The sequence below is a fragment of the Shewanella algidipiscicola genome (genome assembly GCF_900380485.1).
GTDB classification, from domain to species: domain Bacteria; phylum Pseudomonadota; class Gammaproteobacteria; order Enterobacterales; family Shewanellaceae; genus Shewanella; species Shewanella algidipiscicola.
Window position 1 is genome coordinate 1160169 of sequence record NZ_OXJV01000001.1, and the last position, 21270, is coordinate 1181438.

A 21270-nucleotide genomic window follows, 5' to 3' on the forward strand; every position below is an offset into this window, starting at 1 on the left:
CGATTCCTTTACGCGAACTGACGAACTTCGCCGTCACCTTCGATGTTAGTCACGCAACGCGTACACAAGGTTGGATGCTCAGCCACTTGGCCAACATCTTCTCTGTGGTGCCAGCAACGCTCACACTTCTGAGCTGTTGACTTGTGCAAGCCCAACTTCAGGCCGGTCAATTCAGTCACTATGGCATCGGCAGGCGCCTGAGCTAAATCCACCACTGTGGTCTTAGAGGTGAGTAACACAAAGCGCAGCTCGTCACCCAATGTGTTTAATGCGCTTGCAAGAGTCTCGTCGGCATAAAGAGTAATTTCAGCCTCTAGCGAGCCACCCACTTGTTTTTCACGGCGCGCATTTTCAATCACTTTGTTGACTTCATCACGCACGCTCAGCAGTTGCTGCCAATAGGCATCACTCAAGTCAGACTCAAGCGTCACCGATTGCAAACCTTCAAACCAAGTTTCGGTAAAGACAAACTCACCACGCTCACCCGGTAGTAAGTGCCAAATCTCATCTGCGGTAAAGCTTAAGATTGGTGCAATCCAACGCACCATGGCTTCTGAAATCAGATACAAAGCTGACTGACAGCTACGACGAGCATGGCTACTGTCTTTAGCTGTGTATTGTCTGTCTTTGATTATATCAAGATAGAAACTGCCCAGCTCAACCGAACAGAACTGCATCAGTTTTTGCGTCACTAAGTGGAAGTTATATTGATCGTACGCTTCAAGCAGTTCTTGTTGCAGTGCTGCGGCGCGGCGCACAACCCAACGATCTAACGCCACCATGTCTTCGACGGCGACCATATCGGTTGCTGGCTCGAAACCTGTAAGGTTAGCTAGCAAGAAACGAGCGGTATTACGAATACGACGATAGGCATCGGCGCTACGCTTTAAGATCTCATCAGAAACCGTCATTTCACCGCTGTAATCGGTGGCGGCGACCCACAGGCGAAGAATGTCAGCACCCAATTTATTGGTGACATGCTGCGGGGCAATCACGTTACCCACAGACTTAGACATCTTGCGGCCTTGACCATCAACGGTAAAACCGTGAGTCAATACTTGCTTGTAGGGGGCTTTACCGTTCATGGCGGTTGAGATCATCAGCGATGACATAAACCAACCACGATGCTGATCGCTGCCCTCTAAATACAGGTCAATAGGATGACCATGAAATTCTGGGCGAGCAGCAACAACCGAGGAGAAGGTCGAACCAGAGTCATACCACACATCTAAGGTGTCAGTTACCTTACGGTATTGTTCCGCTTCATCACCAAGCAGTTCTGCGGCATCAAGATCCCACCAAGCTTGAATACCTTGTTGCTCGATGCGGTGCGCCACGCGCTCCATCAATGCCACGCTGTCTGGATGTAACTCTTCAGTTTCACGGTGTACAAACAAGGTAATCGGTACGCCCCAAGTACGCTGGCGTGAAATACACCAGTCAGGACGGTTCTCGACCATTTTTTCGATGCGGCTTTGGCCCCAATCTGGGATCCACTGCGTCTGTTTAATTTCGCTCAATGCTTGCGTACGTAACCCTTTTTGATCCATTGAGATGAACCACTGCGGCGTAGCACGGAAGATAATTGGCGTTTTATGACGCCAGCAATGCGGATAGCTGTGATTAATCGCCACATGATTCATTAAGGCGCCCTTCTCTTCGAGCAGCGCAATCACACTCTTGTTGGCTTTAAATACATGTTGACCGGCAAAGATCTCTGTATCGGCTTTATAAACCCCGTTATCACCAACAGGATTCGCGACTTCTAAACCGTACTTTTGACCAACGACGAAATCGTCCTGACCATGACCAGGCGCGGTATGCACCACACCAGTACCAGAATCAACAGTTACGTGTTCGCCTAAAATAACCGGCACATCAAAGTCGTAGAAGGGATGGTTAAAACGTAATAGCTCTAGTTCAGCGCCAGCGACTTTCGCCAGCACAGTATGGCTTTGTGCGCCATAGCGCTCCACACACGACTCGACCAGTTCATCGGCTAACACTAAGGCTTGAGTATGACCATCTTTAGTGATTTCAACCAAGGTATATTCAATGTTAGCCGCAACAGATAAGGCGCGGTTAGCTGGCAATGTCCACGGTGTGGTAGTCCAGATAACCATTGAAATAGTATGCTGATAATCGCTTAAACCAAATTTAGCTAATAGCGCAGGTTTATCCACCACTGAGAACGCCACATCGATAGCTGGCGACATCTTGTCTTCATATTCCACTTCCGCTTCAGCCAAAGCAGAACCACAATCGGTACACCAATGGACTGGCTTAACGCCTTTGTGTAAATGGCCACTTTCAATCACTTTAGATAGCGAACGAACGATGTTGGCTTCGGTGCTAAAATCCATGGTTAGGTAGGGATTTTGCCAATCAGCAAACACACCTAAGCGGATAAAATCTTCACGCTGACCATCGACTTGTTTGGCGGCATATTCACGACATTGCTGACGAAACTCTGCAGCTGAAACCTTATGACCTGGCTTGCCGACTTTCTGCTCAACCTTAAGTTCAATCGGTAGACCATGACAATCCCAACCAGGAATATAAGGGGCATCGAAACCCGACATGGTTTTAGACTTGATAATAATGTCTTTAAGGATTTTGTTAACAGAGTGACCAATATGAATGTCACCGTTTGCATATGGAGGACCATCATGCAAAATGAAAGGCTTAGCCCCAGTGCGACTTTCACGAATCTTTTGGTATAGACCTTTTTCGGTCCAAGATTTCAACATCTCTGGCTCACGATTAGCCAAGTTACCACGCATCGGAAATTCTGTTTCCGGTAAATTCAGAGTAGATTTATAGTCGCTCATTTGATCCTATACCGTTTATTTAGCTAAAAGAGCTCAGCCTGCATCAAAGCCAAGCAGAGCCAGTGCTCTGTCAGCATCATTTTTAATTTGTCGCTTCAGCGCATCTAACGATTTAAATGGCTGTTCATCGCGAATTTTTGCCACCAATTCAACTTCAACGGTTTTTCCGTAAAGATCACCTTGAAAATCAAATAAGTGGACTTCTAACTGACAATGCTGTCCATTGACTGTCGGTCTAAAACCAACGTTGGCGACACCTTCATAGATATCGCTTCCGGCCCAAAACAACTTAACAGCAAATACGCCCCGCACCGGAGACACTTTACGCTTTAAGGCTATGTTGGCCGTCGGAAAACCGATAGTACGACCAATTTTTTCACCATGAGCAACTCGGCCACACAAGGTAAAAGGATGCCCTAGTAGACGCCTAGCTTGCTCTAAATTGCCCTGCGCCAATTGCTTTCTAATTTCGGTGGAGCTGACACGCTTGTCTCCGAGCACAAAACTTGCCGTATTGACCACTGCGAAACCAAACTTTTCACCCGCACGCTTAAGCATGTCGAAATTACCGCTGCGATGTTGACCAAAACAAAAATCGTCGCCAACAACTAAGTATCTTACCCCAAGCTGTTTAACTAATAATTGTTCGACAAATGCTTCGGCAGGCATCGAGGCAAACTTACGGTTAAAGTTAACACACAGTAGGCGGTCAATCCCTAACTCTTCTAGCAACACAATTTTATCACGCAGCAGACTCAAGCGCGCAGGCGCACTGTCACCTTGAAACAGCTCTTGAGGCTGAGGTTCAAACGTCATTAACGTTGCTGGTACACCATGTTGCTGCGCTTTTTTGACTAGCGCAGTAATGACTTCAGCATGGCCGCGATGGACACCATCGAAATTGCCAATGGTCAGCACACAGCCATGGTGTCTAGGTAAAATATTATGTATACCGCGGATCAGTTCCATTACATTCAATAACTAGCAAGCATAAGTTGGCGGATTATATACCAGCTAAGCGCGATAATCAGCACTCAAAAGCCTGCTTTCATTCTCCAGGGACGAATTCCTAACAATACCATAGTCAATAAGTAGACCACAGCACCGAGCCCAATAAGGCCTGATAACGTCATAACTCTTTCGCCGAAAGACATAGCAAGCCACTGTTCTATAATGGGTAGTTGAAATAATAAAACCATCACCATCAAGCTGGCTGCAACCAAAGTTTTAATAAAAAAGAGTAATGTCTGCTTACTAACTTGATACACACCGGCACGATGCAAACCACGATATAATAAGCCTGCATTCAATAACGCCGACATAGACGTGGCAATCGCTAAACCAACATAGCCAAAGGGAATAGCGAAAATCAGGTTAAATCCCATATTACTGACCATAGCGATAATGCCATAGCGCACTGGTGTTTTGGTATCTTGACGAGAGTAGTAACCAGGTGCCAATACTTTTATCAACATAAAACTCAGTAGCCCCGCCCCGTAAGCCATCAAACTGTATGAGGCCATATTGACATCATCAAGGCTAAAGGCCCCGCGCATAAACAACACCATCAACATGGGTTTCGCTAGCACAATTAAGCCACACATCGCTGGCAGTCCAAGCAATAAAATGGCTTTCACCCCCCAATCCATCGTCTGCGAAAACCCTTGGTCTTGCGCATTTACATGTCGCTTAGATAACGCGGGTAAAATTACCGTCGCGATGGCAATACCAAATAATCCAAGCGGAAACTCTAATAAACGATCAGAATAATAGAGCCAACTGATAGAGCCTGTGACTAAGAAGCTGGCAATAAAGGTATCGAGCAGCAAGTTAATTTGCGACACCGATACTCCAAATAACGCTGGGATCATCAAGGTTCTAATTTTCACCACGCCAGGGTGATGCCACCCCCAAGATGGCTTAACTAATGCTTTCTCACGTAACAAAAAGGGGATTTGAAACAAAAACTGGATCACACCACCGAAAAAGACGCCCCAAGCGAGGCCGATTTCAGGTTTTTCCAGTGTCGGCGCGAGATAGATGGCAGCCGCAATAATGGCGACATTTAGAAAGACGGGAGTAAAAGCCGATATCGCAAAGCGACCTCTCGTATTAAGAATGGAGCCTGCCAACGCCGTAAACGTAATAAACCATAAATAGGGAAAAGTAATCTTTAGCATGAGTGAAGCTAGCTCGAATTTTTCACCATTAGGCTCGTCATTTAGCCAAGCTAAAAACCAGCCGCCGCCGAACAATGCGGTTAATACTGGCGAAGCTATCACTCCCAAAAGAGTAACTACCGACACTAAAATACCAAGTGTCCCCGCCACCTTAGACAGCAGTTCACGCACCTCTTCAGCATTGTGTTTTTCTTGATATTCGGTTAGTACGGGGACGAAAGCTTGTGCAAAAGCTCCCTCGGCAAAAAGACGCCTTAAAAAATTAGGGATCTTATTGGCGAAAAAGAACACATCGGCACTGCTACCCGCTCCCATTAAATTGGCGATAACCACATCACGTACAAGCCCTAAAACACGAGAAATCAATGTCATGGCACTGACAATCATGCCAGACTTAAATAGTTTCTTGCTCAAAACGCCCCCTGACCAGAGCACAGACAACAGCAAAATAAACTGAAAAGTCTATTTTGCCCCTGTCCCAATGCAGCTTTTGCTGCTAGAATTACGCACCATATTACACGAGTTAGGTTGAAGAACGCCAAGTATGCTCTGATTAATTTATCTTTAAGATAAAGATCCGATCATGGTCATTGACAAAGTGACTAAAAAAAGGCATATTCCTCGACCTTTAAAAATATCTAACCCTTTTAGGAGTTGCACCTTGGCTAATAGCAAGTCTGCAAAGAAGCGCGCGCTTCAATCTGAAAAACGTCGTCAGCATAATGCTAGCCGTCGTTCAATGTTACGTTCATACGTTAAGAAAGTTATCGCTGCTATCAACGCTGGCGATCACAAAGCGGCGACTGAAGCATTTAATGTTGCACAACCAATCGTTGACCGTATGGCGACTAAAGGCCTTATTCACAAGAATAAAGCTGCTCGTCAAAAGTCTCGCTTGAACACCAGAATCAAAGCACTAGCTGCTTAAATTCTGTTAGCGACATAAAAAAACCGGCTTTAGCCGGTTTTTTTGTAACTTAAATTTATCAAGACCCTGTTTTTATTTATAAACAAAAGACCATAAAAAACTGACAATGCTTTCGCTATGCCAGTTTTGCCTGCAGTGCTAGCCGTTTAAGATCAATGGCAGTAGATAGTATTGAGCAGCTTAATGATCTCAGACACTTCTTGACTCTTTAGCGAGTAGAATACGGTTTGAGCTTCTTTACGCGTTTCAACTAAATTATCCTTACGAAGCCACGCTAAATGTTGTGACAACGCTGATTGACTTAGGCCTAGCTTCTTATTCATCTCACCTACACACATTTCACCTTCGCTCAGAAGATAACATAAGATAAATAACCTACGTTCATTGGCCAACGCCTTGAGCAGAACAACAGCATTGTCAGCTCGTTGTTGCATCAATTCTATATTCATTACGAGCAATTTCTCCTAAAACAAACCCCGGCACTAATATAGCGTTGACTTAAAGATATAGTCGGGACATAAAGCACACTTTTTGGTAGATTGTTTTGAAAAATGGGACATACGTAATAAAAACAAAGGAAACTCATGAAACGCTCTGCCCTTACCCTCCTCTCCAGCGCCCTTTTTGCTGGACTCATTGGTTGTCAACAAACACCCGCAAAAGATGCTCATCAAGAGGTGAGCCAACAACTGCAACAACAAGCATTACAGTCAACATTGGCCTTTGATATTGTCGAATCATTAACCGTTGAAGTGGGCCCACGCTTACCCGGCAGTAAACAAGATTTAATGGCGGTCAAATGGGCGGAAGACAAACTCAACTCATTAGGATTTGATAAGGTCTATAAAGAACCGGTAAAAGTGCCCGTATGGCAACGTGGTGAAGCTCGCGCTCGCGTGGTCTCCCCCTATCCCCAACCTATAGTGATCACCGCCCTTGGCGGCAGTGTAGCGACTCCAGCGGCTGGGATAAGCGCTCCGATTGTTCAATTTGCAGATCTTGCTGCACTCGAACAAGCCGACAGGCAGCAAGTCGAAGGCAAAATTGTCTTTATCGATCATCGCACTCCTCGTTTTAAAACCGGCAAAGGCTACGGTCAAACCGTTGGCGGCCGCTCTAAAGGCGCTGTCGCTGCAGCCAAAAAAGGCGCTGTAGCGATAGTGATTCGCTCTATTGGCACCGATCATGACCGCATGGCGCACACTGGAATGATGCGTTATCAAGAAGGGGTAACGAAAATCCCAGCGGCGGCCATGTCGGCGCCAGATGCAGATTTATTAGGATTGATGCTAAAACGCGATCCCCATGTCGTGCTGCAATTGCACATGTCACCGACAAATTTAGGTTATGCCACCTCCTACAATGTGATTGCTGAAGTCACTGGCAGCAGCAAGCGCGATGAGGTTGTACTGATTGGTGCCCATTTAGATTCATGGGATGAAGGGACTGGTGCTATCGATGATGGTGCAGGCGTAGCGATTGTCGCCACTGCCGGGCACTTAATTTCACAGCTACCGACCAAGCCAGCGCGTACGGTTAGAGTCGTACTGTATGCAGCAGAAGAGATTGGCTTAATCGGCGGAAAAACCTATGCAAGAGAACATCAACAAGAGTTAGCTAAACACTACATTGCTGCTGAATCAGACTTTGGTGCTGGACGCATCTATCAAATTGATTTTAATGTGGCCGCCGATGCGTTTCACTCTGTACAACACCTGACCCAATCTATGCAAGCCAATGGTGTCGCTGCTGGCAATAATAACGCCTCAGGGGGACCAGATGTTTCTATGCTACCTGGCTACGGCGTCCCAGTTGCTTCATTACGCCAAGATGGCAGCGACTATTTCGATTATCACCACACGCCTAATGATACCCTAGATAAAATCGATCCTAAGGCATTAGCGCAAAATGTGGCAGCCTATGCTCAATTTGCCTATTTGATGGCGCAATCAGATATCCCCTTAAGACCTGTAGATACGTCAAAATAAGTCAAGGACAACACCACAGACAAAAAATCCAATATCATCGCTGATATTGGATTTTTTTTTACTGTTAAAGGCGGCTTAACCGCTCACTTAACTTTTAACCGCTCAACATTGGCCTGTTGGCTGCCTTTTATGCACTTCATTACTGCGCTTCACGTAAAAAGGTCGGCTCATGCAATGTCGATTCGGCTTCGCAGTAGTAATAACCTGCACTATCGAATTTAATCAACCCTTGATAATCTTTGACATCATTATCTAATAGATAACGCGCCATCATACCGCGGGCTTTTTTGGCATAAAAACTAATGACTTTATACTGGCCATTTTTATGATCTTTAAAAATAGGGGTGATCAGTTGCCCATGTAATTGCTTAGGTTTTACCGATTTAAAATATTCATTAGACGCTAAATTGACAATCAGTTCATCACCCTGCTCTGCGAGCGCCTTATTGACCTGCTCGGTAATAATATCGCCCCAAAATTGATACAAATTACTGCCACGAGAATTGGCTAAGCGGGTGCCCATTTCGAGACGATAAGGCTGCATTAAATCTAATGGACGCAGCAAGCCATACAAACCAGATAATATTCTTAAACGTGCCTGAGCTCGCTGCAAACTCGTCTGCGATAAACTATCGGCATCTAAGCCAGTATAGACATCACCACGAAACGCGAACAGCGCTTGTTTGGCATTATCAAGATTGAAATCGGCAGTCCAAGAAGCAAAGCGCGCCGCATTGAGTCCCGCGATTTTATCGCTGACCTTCATCAGGGAAGCTATATCTGCCGGCGTTAATTGTCGACAAGTCTCAATCAATATTTCACTGTGTTGCAGCAAGACTGGCAGGGTATATTCCTGGGTTTTAGCAGGATTGTCATAATCTAACGTTTTGGCTGGCGACACTAAAATCAGCATTAGATGTCCTATAAAAGGTGAGGATTCAATAGCTCCTATGATACTGATGCCACCATAAAAAAACCACGCTTAAACGGCGTGGTTTTTTAGATAGTGCTGATTCAATTATTAAATTGAACCCACTGAATACAATTACACTTCAGGTACTGCACTCGATTTCTTTTCATCATTGCAGAGTATTGTGGCACTCGGCTTACCTTTCCAGATCCCGTCGTCTAAACCATTGATTTCAGGAAAGTCAGAGGCATGAAATGTAGGCGTTTCACCAGCCTTAATTTGACGCTCATAGTCTTTGATCACCGCAAATGCTACCTTAGATAACATTACAATCGCCGCAATGTTGACTAACGCCATCATTCCCATAGAAAGATCGGCAAAGTTCCACACCAACTGTAATGAAGCCACTGAGCCAGCCATCACCATGGCAAGTACTACAGCACGAAACACATAAAGCACTTTTTTACTTTTGGTTAAGAACATCACATTGCTTTCAGCGTAACTATAGTTGGCAATAATCGATGAGAAACAAAATAAGATGATGGCAAACGCGACAAAATACGCCGCCCAATTGCCCACTTCATTCGTTAACGCCAACTGTAACAAGCCAATGCCTTTTTGATCGCCAGGATTATCTAGCACACCAGATAACAAGATAATCGCTGCAGAGGCGCTACAGATAACGATGGTATCGACAAATACCCCCATCATCTGAACAAAACCTTGGGAGGCTGGATGATTAGGATTAGGACTTGCAGAGGCTGCAATATTAGCCGCACTCCCCATACCAGCTTCATTCGAGAACAGCCCACGAGCAATACCCGCCATCATGGCGCCCATTGCACCACCAGCCGCTTCTTCCCATCCAAAAGCGCTTTTAACAATGAACTCTAGTGCCGCTGGTACCTGCTCGATATTCATCACCAATACGACTAATGCAATGGCTAAATAAGCCACAGCCATCACAGGTACAATAAGCTCAGAGGCTTTAGCAACCTTCTTAAGCCCACCCGTAATGATGTAGGCAGCGGCAAGCACAATGATTAGACCAACAAGGGTTTTGTCATATCCAAAGGCATTGTTTAACGCATCAGTCATTGTATTGGCTTGCGCTGCATTAAATGCAAAGCCAAAGGCGATGATCAGTAACACTGAGAACACAGTCCCCATCCATCGCTTACCTAAGCCTCGCTCCATATAATAAGCAGGCCCACCACGGTATTGACCATCACAGTCTTTGACCTTGTAAACTTGCGCTAAAGTAGATTCAATAAAGGCGGTGGCCATCCCTAATAATGCAATAAGCCACATCCAAAAAATGGCACCCGCACCGCCAACCGTAATGGCGACGGCAACGCCTGCCATATTACCAGTACCGACTCGTGCCGCCATCGAGGTGCAAAACACCTGAAATGACGAGATGCCGTTAATTTTCTCGCGACCTTGTATAACCAGTTTGGCGCCATGACCAAACATGCGAAATTGAATGAAACCTAAACGCAAAGTAAACAATACCCCAGCAGCCACCAGCACGTATATTAATACACTGCCCCAGAGCACACCGTTTATCGCATTTATCGTCGTTTCAACTAAATTTAATAAAGATTCAAACATAGTACTTGATAATCCCCAGAACGAATTCAAACGGCCAGCAGGCTCGCTTTCAGCGTCAGTGTATTTAATTTCCTTCCCAATTTGATCGAACAATCTCAGTAGGATTTTCTTTTCGAATTGTCCTTTCACGATGCCTAAACATCATGCCTACCGGATTCAACGCGCCAAAATAGCATAACCTCAAAAAATCACCATGTGATCCAGATCACAATTACCCACCTATGCGACAGACTGATCACGCAATATCACAAAAATAAATCACACTGATAACCTAGGCAACAATAGAGCTACAGCCAAACAATTTACATACTCACTAAATTATAACTTTTTAAAAATAAGATATCGGACACGTTTTTGTAATAAAATTACAAATATAGTGACCCACATAAGATTTGATTAACTTTTAATGCTTACCATCAATGGGGTTCCTTATGTCACAACAAGAGATCAGTGCACTTAAGAAATTTGTTAGAGCAACCAACTTTCTTGCCACATCGCAAATTTACTTAAAGCAAAACGTACTTCACAAGCGTCCTTTGGAGCATAGCGATATTAAACCTAGACTGCTTGGGCACTGGGGCACATGTCCTGGTATTAACTTCGTTTACGCTAACGTTAACCGCCTCATTGCCAAGCATAACCGCTCTTTCGTCTATTTAGTTGGTCCAGGTCATGGATTCCCGGCAGTACAAGCTAACCTTTTCATGGAAGGCTCTCTAAGCCATTACTACCCAGAAACCATTCCATACAATGAAGCGGGTATTGAAGATATCTGTAAGAAATTTTCAGCAGCGTATGGATACCCATCACACGCTAACCCAGAAGCGCCAGGACAAATTCTAGAAGGCGGTGAACTTGGGTACTCACTCTCTGTTGCGTGGGGCGCGGTACTTGATAATCCTGATCTCATTGCAGCGTGCCTCATTGGTGATGGTGAGTCTGAAACGGGTCCATTAGCTGCGTCTTGGTATGCCAACCGCTTAGTTTCACCAAAAAATAACGGCGCTGTTTTACCGATTGTGCATATTAATGGCTACAAAATCTCAGGTCCTACCCGTATGGGCCGCATGAGCCATGAAGAGCTAGATCTTGAATTTAGAGGGTTAGGTTACCACCCCATTATCGTTGATGATCAGCTTGAAGAAGATGTATACGCTCAAATGATTGCGGCAATGGATATGTCTTATGCAATGATCAACGATATTCAAACGCGTGCCCGCTCCGGCGAAGATGTGGTTAAGCCACGCTGGCCAGTTATCCTTATGCGTACCGCAAAAGGCTGGACAGGTACTGCTGAATTTGGCGGTAAGAAATTGGAAGGTAACTGTGAGTCACACCAAGTTATCGTTAACAAGTGCGCCACAGACAAAGGTCACCTTGATGCATTAGAAGCTTGGTTAGCCAGCTATAAATTTGATGAGCTATACAGCATCAATGAAAAGGGTGAACTAATTTTTGATGAAGAGATCCAATCTTTACTTCCTCCAAAAGAGCTTACTTGCGGACGTCAAAAGTTAAGTTATGGTGGTGAAGTGGTTCGCGCATTAGCCCAACCTGATCTAGAAAAACTCGCCTATGGTGCAGAAACCCCTCGTGGTCAACGTGGTCTATCCATGTATAAAATGGGGGAATGGATGCGTGATGCGATGAAACTCAACCGAGATCAACGTAACTTACGTATTTTCTGCCCAGACGAAACTTATTCAAATCAACTTCAGGCCGTATTTGAAGAAACCGATCGTGCTTGGCAGTGGCCGATTGAGAGCTGGGATCAAGATATGTCTCGCGATGGTCGCGTCATTGAGCTACTGTCTGAAAACCTCCTGTTTGGTATGCTTCACGGCTACACTGTAACGGGTCGTCACGCCATGTTCCCCACATATGAGGCATTCTCGCAAGTGGTATCGTCTATGGCAGACCAATACTGTAAATACGTATACGCTAGCCAAGGTGTACATTTCCGTAAGCCTGTGCCTGCATGTAACGTGGTATTGTCTTCTCTGCTTGAACGTCAAGACCATAACGGTTACTCACACCAAAACCCCTCATTCTTGGGAGCGATGTTAGAGAAACATCCTAAGATTATCTCAGCGTATCTTCCTGCTGATGGTAACAGCACACTAGTCTATACCGAGCGCGCATATCAAGATCGCGACAAGCTCAACATCTTAGTGGCAGGTAAGAAAGAGTTACCACAATGGCTAACGCTTGCTGAAGCTCGTCAGCAAGCCAAAGATGGGGTAATGGTGTGGGACTTTGCCTCAGATGAAAACCCTGATGTTGTCCTTGTTGGTTGTGGTGACTACGTCACTCAAGAAGCAATGGCTTCACTCGTGCTCATTAGGGAGCTCCTACCAAAAGTGCGTATCCGTTTTGTCAGTGTAACTGAGCTCACTAGTAGCGGTCTAGGTAGCCTAGAGTTCCAAAGCAAGCCATGGTTGATGGATGAAGTATTCACTGCCGATAAAGGTGTGGTATTTAACTATCACGGCTATCCAAATACGATTAAGAAATTGGTTTTTGATTACAAAGGCAGCCGTAGATTCCGCATCAAGGGCTACGAAGAGGAAGGTTCGACTACCACTCCATTCGATATGGGAGTACGTAACGGAACTTCTCGCTACCACCTTGTCATCGACATGGCATACAAGCTATTTCAACAAGGCGTTATCGACGAAACTCAGCACGTGGGTATCACAACAGATATGTTACAACGTTTAGTCGACCACCGTAATTACATCAAGGCTAATGGCGTTGACCCAAGTAACATTGAAAATTGGGTTTGGACCCGTTAATCCACTTTTTATAGCTTAAAGTTAACATAGCAAAGGCGCGCCATCTGGAGCGCCTTTTCGCTACATAAAACCAACTAAAACACAAAAACCTACTCATAATAATAGCAAAATCTTCATTAACGACAGATAATATTAAGGCTAGCGATAAAAGCAAAGGATCCCCCTCATTAAGTGCTAGCGTGTTTTTAATGTAATAAAGACACTCTCGGGGCTAGATAAATAATCCAAGGATATTGAAATGATGAACAATACATTGAAAGCAATTCTGCTGACCTCAATGCTTCCATTTGCAGCCAATGCAGCACAAGAACTCAGTCCATGGTATGTCGGTGGTGGATTGGGCGTAAATAACTACGAACCTAACTGCGATCAAAAAACCATGAGAACTTGTGGCGAAGATGACCCTTATGCTTGGGACGTTTTCGGTGGTTATCTATTCAACGATTATTTCGGTGTTGAGCTAGGTTACCGTGATTTAGGCCGTGCAGAATGGGTCGATTATGCAAATAAGCTTAATGATGTCGGCGCAACGGGCATGACCTTAGGTTTAGTTGGATTCTGGCCACTAGCCGATCGCTGGAGCCTTTCCGCTGAAGCTGGTGCTATGAACTACGTACTCTCAAACAACAAGCAGTGGGGCAGCGAGTATTATAGCGACAGCGGTGTCGCTCCATATGTAGGTGCGGGTATTGGTTATAACTTCACTGAAAACTTCAAGCTTCAGGCTAAATATCGTCGTTATGAGAACCTAGATGAAGATAAATGGAACACCCTAGAGATGGAGAGCAACTACTGGGGCCTTGAACTAAGTTATCGTTTCGGCCATAGCGTACCTGCACCAGTAGTTGCCGCAGTTGCTCCGCTACTTGATTCTGATAACGATGGGGTCACCGATGATATGGATAAATGCCCAGATACTGCGGCTAACCATAAAGTCGATGCTAGTGGTTGTACTATCTATAAGGAAGTCACTGAGCAGCATGATTTAGGCGTGATCTTATTTGATAATAACTCCTCAGTAGTCAAAAAGGAGTCTTATGAAAAAATTCAAAAGCTCGCAGACTATCTAAATCAGCATTCACGTTCAACTGTTATGATCTCTGGGCACGCCTCAGATGTAGGCGCTCCGGATTACAACATGGCATTGTCTGAACGTCGTGCATCTGCCGTGGCTGATATTTTGGTCAATCAGTATGGTATTAGTCGTGCACGCGTAACCTCAAAAGGTTACGGTATCACTCAGCCAGTAATTCCTGGTCGCTCTGCTGAAGCAAACAAAGCAAACCGCCGTATCGAGGCGCATGTGACAGGTGTGCGTACCGAACCTGTAATGCGATAAAAAATGAATCGATGTGCCAGTCACATCACACCATTTAAGTATAAAAATCGCTGCTTCGGCAGCGATTTTATTTATTTCCACAGTTCACAACGTATACTGATTAGCAATAAGATAAACTGATTGATACACAATAATGCAGCTAGTGAGTCGCTCGCACTGATATTTAGCAACTTTTCTGTAATTTTTTTTCATTCACGGTTGGAAATATCGGCAAAATCGCGTCTAATAGCGGTTAGTAAACAACACAACTTAAGCTGCTTCTTAAGAAGGATGTAATTTTCATGGCTAATACACTAGAGCAATTCAAATCGTTCACTACCATTGTTGCCGATACTGGCGATATCGAAGCGATCAAGCGTTATCAACCACAAGATGCCACGACTAACCCGTCTCTAATTCTCAAAGCAGCACAAATTCCCGAATATCAACACCTAATCGATGATGCGATTGGCTGGGCTAAGGCTCAGAGTAATGATCTTGAACAACAAGTTGCTGACGCTAGCGACAAACTGGCCGTCAATATTGGTGTTGAGATCCTTAAAATCGTTCCAGGACGTATCTCAACCGAAGTTGACGCTAGATTATCATTTGATAAAGCGGGTTCGATCGATAAAGCACACAAGCTGATCAAGCTTTATGAAGCTGCAGGAATTGATAAATCACGCATTTTAATAAAGCTAGCCTCAACTTGGGAAGGCATTTGTGCCGCAAAAGAGCTTGAACAACAGGGGATCAACTGTAACCTCACGTTACTGTTTTGCTTTGCACAAGCACGAGCCTGTGCCGAAGCAGGCGTTTATCTTATCTCTCCTTTCGTCGGCCGCATCCTCGATTGGTACAAAAAAGACACAGGCAAAGACTACGCTGCTAGCGAAGACCCGGGGGTTGTATCTGTCACTAAGATCTACAATTACTATAAGCAACATGGATTTAAAACCGTGGTTATGGGTGCCAGCTTCCGTAACACTGGTGAAATAATGGAGTTAGCAGGCTGCGATCGCTTAACCATTGGCCCAGCACTACTAGAAGAGATGGCCAATAGTAATGCGCCTGTGCTACAAAAGTTAACGCCAACAACAGATATCATTGCACCAGGCAAGCCAATGACCGAAGCCGAATTTCGCTGGGAATTTAACCAAGATCCAATGGCCGTTGAAAAGCTGGCCGAAGGCATTCGTAACTTCGCCGTTGATCAAGGCAAGCTTGAGCAGATGTTGAAGACACAACTACGAGCATAAGAAGGCGGTGCATCTCATGACAGAGTTAACCCAACGCGCAACTTGGTCTGCTATCGCAGCACATACGGCGCAGCTACCTCATATGCGTACGCTGTTTGATACCGATCCTCTGCGATTTGATAAAATGTCATTGTCTTGCTGTGGCTTACTGCTTGATTACTCAAAGAATAGAGCCAATGAGGACACGCTTTCACTGTTATTCTCTCTCGCAGATGAGATCAATTTAACGGCGAAGATCAAAGCCATGTTCAGCGGTGAGATCATCAATAATACCGAGCAGCGTGCAGTATTACATACAGCGCTGCGCGCCCATGCAGATCAACAAGTATTAGTCGATGGCCACAATATTATTGATGAGGTAAAGCAAACACAGACCAAAATGGCCCAATTTGTCGATGCCGTCACCTCTGGGAAATGGCGCGGTTATACCGGTAAAACGATTACCGATATCGTGGCCATCGGCATTGGTGGCTCATTTTTAGGCCCCAAAATAGTGACTCAAGCACTTCGTCCTTATTGGAATAAGTCACTTAACTGCCACTTTGTCGCCAACGTAGATGCCACCTCTTTGTGTGAAAAATTACGCCTTGTTAATCCTGAAACCACCCTATTTGTCATGTCATCTAAGTCATTTGGCACGCAAGAGACGCTCACTAATACATTAAGCGCCAAACAGTGGTTTCTCGACTATGGCGCCACTCAGGCCGATGTAGCAAAACACTTTGTAGCAGTGACCTCTAACGTAACTAAAGCCACAGAATTTGGCATGGACGCTGATAATATCTTTCCAATGTGGGATTGGGTTGGTGGACGTTATTCTTTATGGTCAGCGATTGGTCTGCCTATCGCGCTATTGATTGGCATGGATAACTTTTATGCGTTACTTGAGGGCGCTAAAGAGATGGATGACCATTTCTTAACCGCACCATTAGAACAAAACATGCCGGTTATCATGGGACTGTTGTCGCTGTTGTATAACAACTTCCATAATGCCCAGTCGCATGTAGTGTTAACCTATGACCATTATTTACGTGGTCTACCAGCCTATTTCCAGCAGTTAGATATGGAAAGTAACGGTAAGTCAGTCACCTTGGAGGGTACAGAGGTTTCTTACTCTACAGGCCCTATCATTTGGGGCGGCGAAGGGACAAATGGGCAGCACGCATATCATCAACTCATTCACCAAGGGACGCCCCTGATCCCGGCAGATTTTATTTTACCGCTACAAAGTCATAATCCACTGGGTGAGCATCATGTGCAGCTTGCATCAAACTGTTTCGGTCAAACTCAGGCCATGATGCAAGGTCGAACCTATGATGAAGCCTTAGCAGAGCTGAACAACAGTGGGTTAAGTGAGCAGCAAAAATCATTAATTGCAAAGCATAAGGTGATGCCAGGTAATAAGCCCAGCAACACTATTTTAATGGATAAACTCACGCCGACCACTTTAGGTGCTCTCATCGCCCTTTATGAACACAGAACCTTCGTCCAAGGGGCTGTATGGGGCATCAACTCCTTCGATCAATGGGGAGTTGAACTAGGTAAAACCCTCGGCAATGACATTCTGAGCAGATTACAGGCCGAAAATGATACAACAGAGCTAGACGCCTCGAGTAACGCACTAATAAATCTATTTCGCGCTAAACACTAATAAGCAGCGCATAAAGACTTAATACCGCGATAAAAAAGCCAGTTTAAACTGGCTTTTTTATTATGGTAAACCAACTACATTATAGCTTTATCATCCACCCTAACTTCTCCTACCGCTTAGCTTCTTGCTCACCAAATCATAAAACATTCATCTTTCGTTAACAAAGGCGAAACATTTAGCTTGCACCATAAAATGGAAATGTGGTATTAAATTGATGAGAAAAACTACAACAACAGGAGGTTGCCATGAATCGTTTGGATTATGGTAGTGCGCTAGATGATACCGTCATTGAAAGACCTAACAGTCGTTCGCGAAGCTCCAATAAGAAGCGAAAATGGCGTGAAATTGAGGCTATCAAGGAGAAACATCGTTTGCTTAAAGAACTCCAGGATATTGACAGTAGTTTCGACTACGATTTTGATAACCTTCTGATGTAAAACTGATAAAGTCTGTAAATAAAAAATAGCGCCTTAAGCGCTATTTTTTATTTACAGACTAAAATCTTAATCATCAACCTTAGCGAGATATTCACGTAAATCTTCAAACAAGACATTATCGTCATCATTAAACAATGGATCAGAAATAAGCCGCTCTTGGCATTGAGCCCCCACACTCAACCAGTCTTCATCTGTCATTCCAGCTTGCCATTTAGGAAATAAATGCTGCTCTTCATAAATCATATGCCTAGTTTGCAGGTCGATATACTCCTTGAGCACCTCACTCATCTGCTCTAATTGAACGGGAATATCGCTTAAAATTAGATTTAATGTCGCCATCAATGTCGATGAACTCTCAACCAATCTTTCATGCTCGTCTGCTAGACGCTTTTCATTTAATTCACTAGGGTATTTTTGGATATAAAAATCATCAATCAGATCCTCTAAAGGATGATGACTATGCTCGGTATAACTTTGCATATATTCAACGATATCTCTTATCAGATTAAAGTTAACCGTCTCGGCATTTTCTAACCTATGCTGTTTTTTCTGCAATAATGTTAACAGTATCGCAATATGCTTATGGTCATTATGAAGCCTTGCTAACATCGTCACCTCCATACTAATTAAACGCCTCTAGTTACTATAGTAAATTGTTTGCTTTTCACTCACACTAATATGTAACTCAACACGACAATGTGACTCAGATCAATTAAAGCCAATTTAAAATAAACACTTACGATTAACTACTAACAGACACTTTGCTAAGACATTGGATAAACACCCACTTTCGTACAGCGAAGGCGTAACGGACTCAACAACTTTATATCTGCATTTGACATAATAAGAGTCAAAACAAGTCAATAAATAGTGATTGAGTGAGGCCGGTAAACACGGTAGAGTCCTTGATCTCATTATGTGAGTCACTTCCATAAGCAAGATATCCACACGCATATTATTGGCATTAGGCACAGCGCTACGGGAAGGCCTTTATGCAAACGTGGTTAATTGACAAACTGGTTAACATGGTAGGAAATAAATGCAAAATGAACATTGGGTTGGTGCCCATGTGAGTGCAGCGGGCGGCATCGCCAATGCGCCACTCAATGCCAAGAAAATTGGCGCCAATGCATTTGCGTTGTTCACTAAAAACCAACGTCGTTGGCAATCAGCACCTTTATGCCCTAAGCAAATAGTAGCCTTTAAACAACACTGCTACGATGCCCAAATCAATGTCGATGCTATCTTACCTCACGACAGTTACTTGATAAATCTCGGTCATCCGGATCAGGCTCAACTCGAGCGTTCACGCGACGCCTTTGTCGATGAATTACAACGTTGTCAGCAGATGGGACTCACCTTGTTAAATTTTCACCCCGGTAGTCATCTAAAACAGATCAGTATCGATCAATGTCTCAGCCGCATTAGCGAGTCGATCAACTTAGCTTTAGACTGCACCCAAGGTGTCACCGCTGTCATAGAAAATACTGCAGGCCAAGGCTCAAATTTAGGCCACAGCTTCGAACAATTAGCGCAAATCATTGACAAAGTAGAAGATAAATCGCGGGTTGGTATCTGTATCGACACTTGCCACATGTTTGCCGCAGGATACGACTTGAGCAGCAGAGAAGCCTGCGAGACAAGCTTCGACGCGTTCGATGAGATTGTCGGTTATCAATACCTCAAGGCCATGCATCTTAATGACAGTAAGACCCCTCTAAATAGCCGCGTTGATCGCCACCATTCTCTTGGCGCTGGGCACATAGGCCATGAGGCATTTAGTTTCATTATGCAACTGCCGGCCACAAAGCGTATTCCATTAATCTTAGAGACCATAGAGCCTGCCATTTGGCCTGATGAGATTAACTGGCTACGCCGTCAAGCCAAACTTGCCGTTTAAATTAAGCTGTAAAGCTAATAGCTTACCCAACATAAAATAACGAAAAGGACGAATGCAGTAGCAATCGTCCTTTTTTATTGGGTAAAGCTCCCCCCCGTATTTACCCAACAACTCATAACAAATGAGCTAAAGCCTCAGCGAGATCAACGTGACAGCGTTGCAAAAAGGTGCGCTTTAAGGGCGGTGAAATCCGCAGGCAGATTGACCGACAATATCGGCTTATCTTTTACTGTCTCTAATGCTGGCGGCAAACCGACCTCAATAGACAAGCATGCCTCGACCACCTCTTTAAATTTAGCCGGATGCGCTGTGCCAAGGAAAATCCCTTGCTCACTAGGCTTCATGGTCATCGATAGGGCCTGCGCCGCAATCGCGGCATGGGGCTCAGAAAGATAACCACCTTGATACAATTGCGATAATGCCGCCTCAGTATCCGTCTCTGATAATGCCACGCCGCTAATGTCACTTAAACTCCAGCCCATGGCTTCAACAATCGCCTCAACCCTAGGCCAATTACTTGGCTCAGATACATCCATGGCATTAGACATGGTGGCGACGGTGGCCTGAGGCGCCCAATCTCCTAAGGTCAAATAACGCGGGACGGTATCATTGCTGTTGGTGGCGGCCACAAAGCGTTTCACAGGTAATCCCATCGCTTTGGCAAATAGCCCTGCGGTAAGATTGCCAAAATTACCACTCGGTACGGCAATCACTGGATCGCTGTTATGAACGCGTTTAAACTGGGCAACGGCTTCGAAGTAATAACAAATTTGCGCCAGTAAGCGGCTAATATTAATCGAGTTGGCCGAATTAAGATGTAATCCGTCGCGAATATCACTGTCTTCAAATGCAGCTTTGACTAAATCCTGACAAGCATCAAAATCTGACGCCACTGCAACGGTGTGAATGTTATCCCCTAGGGTGGTAAACATTTTCTCTTGCAGCAGACTTATCTTACCTTTGGGGTACAGCACCACCACTTCAATGTTATCCAAGCCGTAAAAGGCATCAGCAACGGCTGCGCCTGTATCACCGGACGTGGCCGTTAATATGGTGATTTTATCTTCGGTGGCTAAGCTATTAAGGCACTGAGCCATAAAGCGTGCACCGAAGTCTTTAAAGGCTAATGTGGGACCATGAAATAGCTCTAAACAGTAGCGATTGTCATCGGCTTTCACTAAAGGAAGCTCAAAATTAAACGCATTGTCGACCAGTTTATCGACCATCTCCTGACCGAGTTCTTGTGCTAGCCAAGCCCCTAAGATCTGTTTAGAACGTTCGACAAACGGCATGGCTAACAGCTCATCCATATTGTCTAAGACAGGAATTAATGTCGGAAAGAACAGCCCTCGATCACGGCCGAGACCCAGCTTAACCGCCTGAGTAAAAGTCACTTTCTGCGACGGGTGTTTTAAGTTATATAGTTCCATCTGTAGTGCGCCTTAATCTGATAATAATA

General features: G+C 44.7%; 16 protein-coding genes. 8 read left to right on the forward strand and 8 right to left on the reverse strand.

The genetic code is table 11. The features are described from left to right. Positions 1-8: 8 nt before the first annotated feature. The 3 genes from ileS to murJ form a co-directional block, all read right to left on the reverse strand. On the reverse strand, positions 9-2831 hold the full coding sequence (gene ileS / locus DN599_RS05240) for an isoleucine--tRNA ligase (protein ID WP_110456552.1): 2823 nt from the start codon (positions 2829-2831) through the stop codon (positions 9-11). Between the two features lie 33 nt (positions 2832-2864). Then, positions 2865-3800 (reverse strand): bifunctional riboflavin kinase/FAD synthetase, encoded by a 936-nt coding sequence (gene ribF, locus DN599_RS05245; RefSeq protein WP_110456553.1) that lies wholly within the window; start codon positions 3798-3800, stop codon positions 2865-2867. Positions 3801-3865: 65 nt separating this feature from the next. Then, complete coding sequence (murJ, locus tag DN599_RS05250) at positions 3866-5425, reverse strand: murein biosynthesis integral membrane protein MurJ (protein WP_110456554.1); 1560 nt, start codon at positions 5423-5425, stop codon at positions 3866-3868. 247 nt (positions 5426-5672) lie between these two features. On the opposite strand from murJ, the gene rpsT reads away from it, so the two are divergent. Continuing rightward, positions 5673-5939 carry a 30S ribosomal protein S20 gene (gene rpsT / locus DN599_RS05255; protein WP_110456555.1) on the forward strand — a complete coding sequence of 89 codons (267 nt, stop codon included), beginning with the start codon at positions 5673-5675 and terminating at the stop codon, positions 5937-5939. Between the two features lie 152 nt (positions 5940-6091). Here the strand turns inward: rpsT and DN599_RS05260 are convergent, their stop codons facing one another. After that, positions 6092-6388 carry an ArsR/SmtB family transcription factor gene (locus tag DN599_RS05260; RefSeq protein WP_110456556.1) on the reverse strand — a complete coding sequence of 99 codons (297 nt, stop codon included), beginning with the start codon at positions 6386-6388 and terminating at the stop codon, positions 6092-6094. Between the two features lie 135 nt (positions 6389-6523). Between DN599_RS05260 and DN599_RS05265 the strand changes: the two genes are divergently transcribed. Next, positions 6524-7927, forward strand: a complete 1404-nt coding sequence (locus tag DN599_RS05265; RefSeq protein WP_110456557.1) for a M20/M25/M40 family metallo-hydrolase — start codon at positions 6524-6526, stop codon at positions 7925-7927. A gap of 139 nt (positions 7928-8066) precedes the next feature. On the opposite strand, the gene yaaA is transcribed toward DN599_RS05265, so the two are convergent. Together yaaA and DN599_RS05275 are read right to left on the reverse strand one after the other, a co-directional pair. Beyond that, a complete protein-coding gene (gene yaaA, locus DN599_RS05270) occupies positions 8067-8840 on the reverse strand; it encodes a peroxide stress protein YaaA (RefSeq protein ID WP_110456558.1) in 774 nt (257 codons plus the stop codon). A 132-nt stretch (positions 8841-8972) separates the two neighbouring features. Continuing rightward, a complete protein-coding gene (locus DN599_RS05275) occupies positions 8973-10451 on the reverse strand; it encodes an alanine/glycine:cation symporter family protein (protein WP_110456559.1) in 1479 nt (492 codons plus the stop codon). A 419-nt stretch (positions 10452-10870) separates the two neighbouring features. On the opposite strand from DN599_RS05275, the gene DN599_RS05280 reads away from it, so the two are divergent. The 5 genes from DN599_RS05280 (at position 10871) to DN599_RS05300 (ending at position 17911) form a co-directional block, all read left to right on the forward strand. After that, positions 10871-13246 (forward strand): phosphoketolase family protein, encoded by a 2376-nt coding sequence (locus DN599_RS05280; protein ID WP_110456560.1) that lies wholly within the window; start codon positions 10871-10873, stop codon positions 13244-13246. A gap of 238 nt (positions 13247-13484) precedes the next feature. Further along, positions 13485-14585, forward strand: coding sequence for an OmpA family protein (locus tag DN599_RS05285; protein WP_110456561.1), 1101 nt, complete (start codon positions 13485-13487; stop codon positions 14583-14585). Between the two features lie 281 nt (positions 14586-14866). Then, positions 14867-15823, forward strand: coding sequence for a transaldolase (tal, locus tag DN599_RS05290; protein WP_110456562.1), 957 nt, complete (start codon positions 14867-14869; stop codon positions 15821-15823). 16 nt (positions 15824-15839) lie between these two features. Continuing rightward, complete coding sequence (gene pgi, locus DN599_RS05295) at positions 15840-17474, forward strand: glucose-6-phosphate isomerase (protein WP_110456563.1); 1635 nt, start codon at positions 15840-15842, stop codon at positions 17472-17474. Positions 17475-17719: 245 nt separating this feature from the next. Next, positions 17720-17911, forward strand: coding sequence for a DUF3545 family protein (locus DN599_RS05300; RefSeq protein ID WP_110456564.1), 192 nt, complete (start codon positions 17720-17722; stop codon positions 17909-17911). Positions 17912-17977: 66 nt separating this feature from the next. On the opposite strand, the gene DN599_RS05305 is transcribed toward DN599_RS05300, so the two are convergent. Further along, positions 17978-18520 carry a hemerythrin domain-containing protein gene (locus tag DN599_RS05305; protein ID WP_110456565.1) on the reverse strand — a complete coding sequence of 181 codons (543 nt, stop codon included), beginning with the start codon at positions 18518-18520 and terminating at the stop codon, positions 17978-17980. A 430-nt stretch (positions 18521-18950) separates the two neighbouring features. Here DN599_RS05305 and nfo point away from each other — a divergent pair, with 430 nt between their 5' ends. Next, complete coding sequence (nfo, locus tag DN599_RS05310; protein ID WP_110456566.1) at positions 18951-19811, forward strand: deoxyribonuclease IV; 861 nt, start codon at positions 18951-18953, stop codon at positions 19809-19811. Positions 19812-19954: 143 nt separating this feature from the next. On the opposite strand, the gene thrC is transcribed toward nfo, so the two are convergent. Beyond that, positions 19955-21241 (reverse strand): threonine synthase, encoded by a 1287-nt coding sequence (gene thrC, locus DN599_RS05315; RefSeq protein ID WP_110456567.1) that lies wholly within the window; start codon positions 21239-21241, stop codon positions 19955-19957. Positions 21242-21270 lie beyond the last annotated feature (29 nt).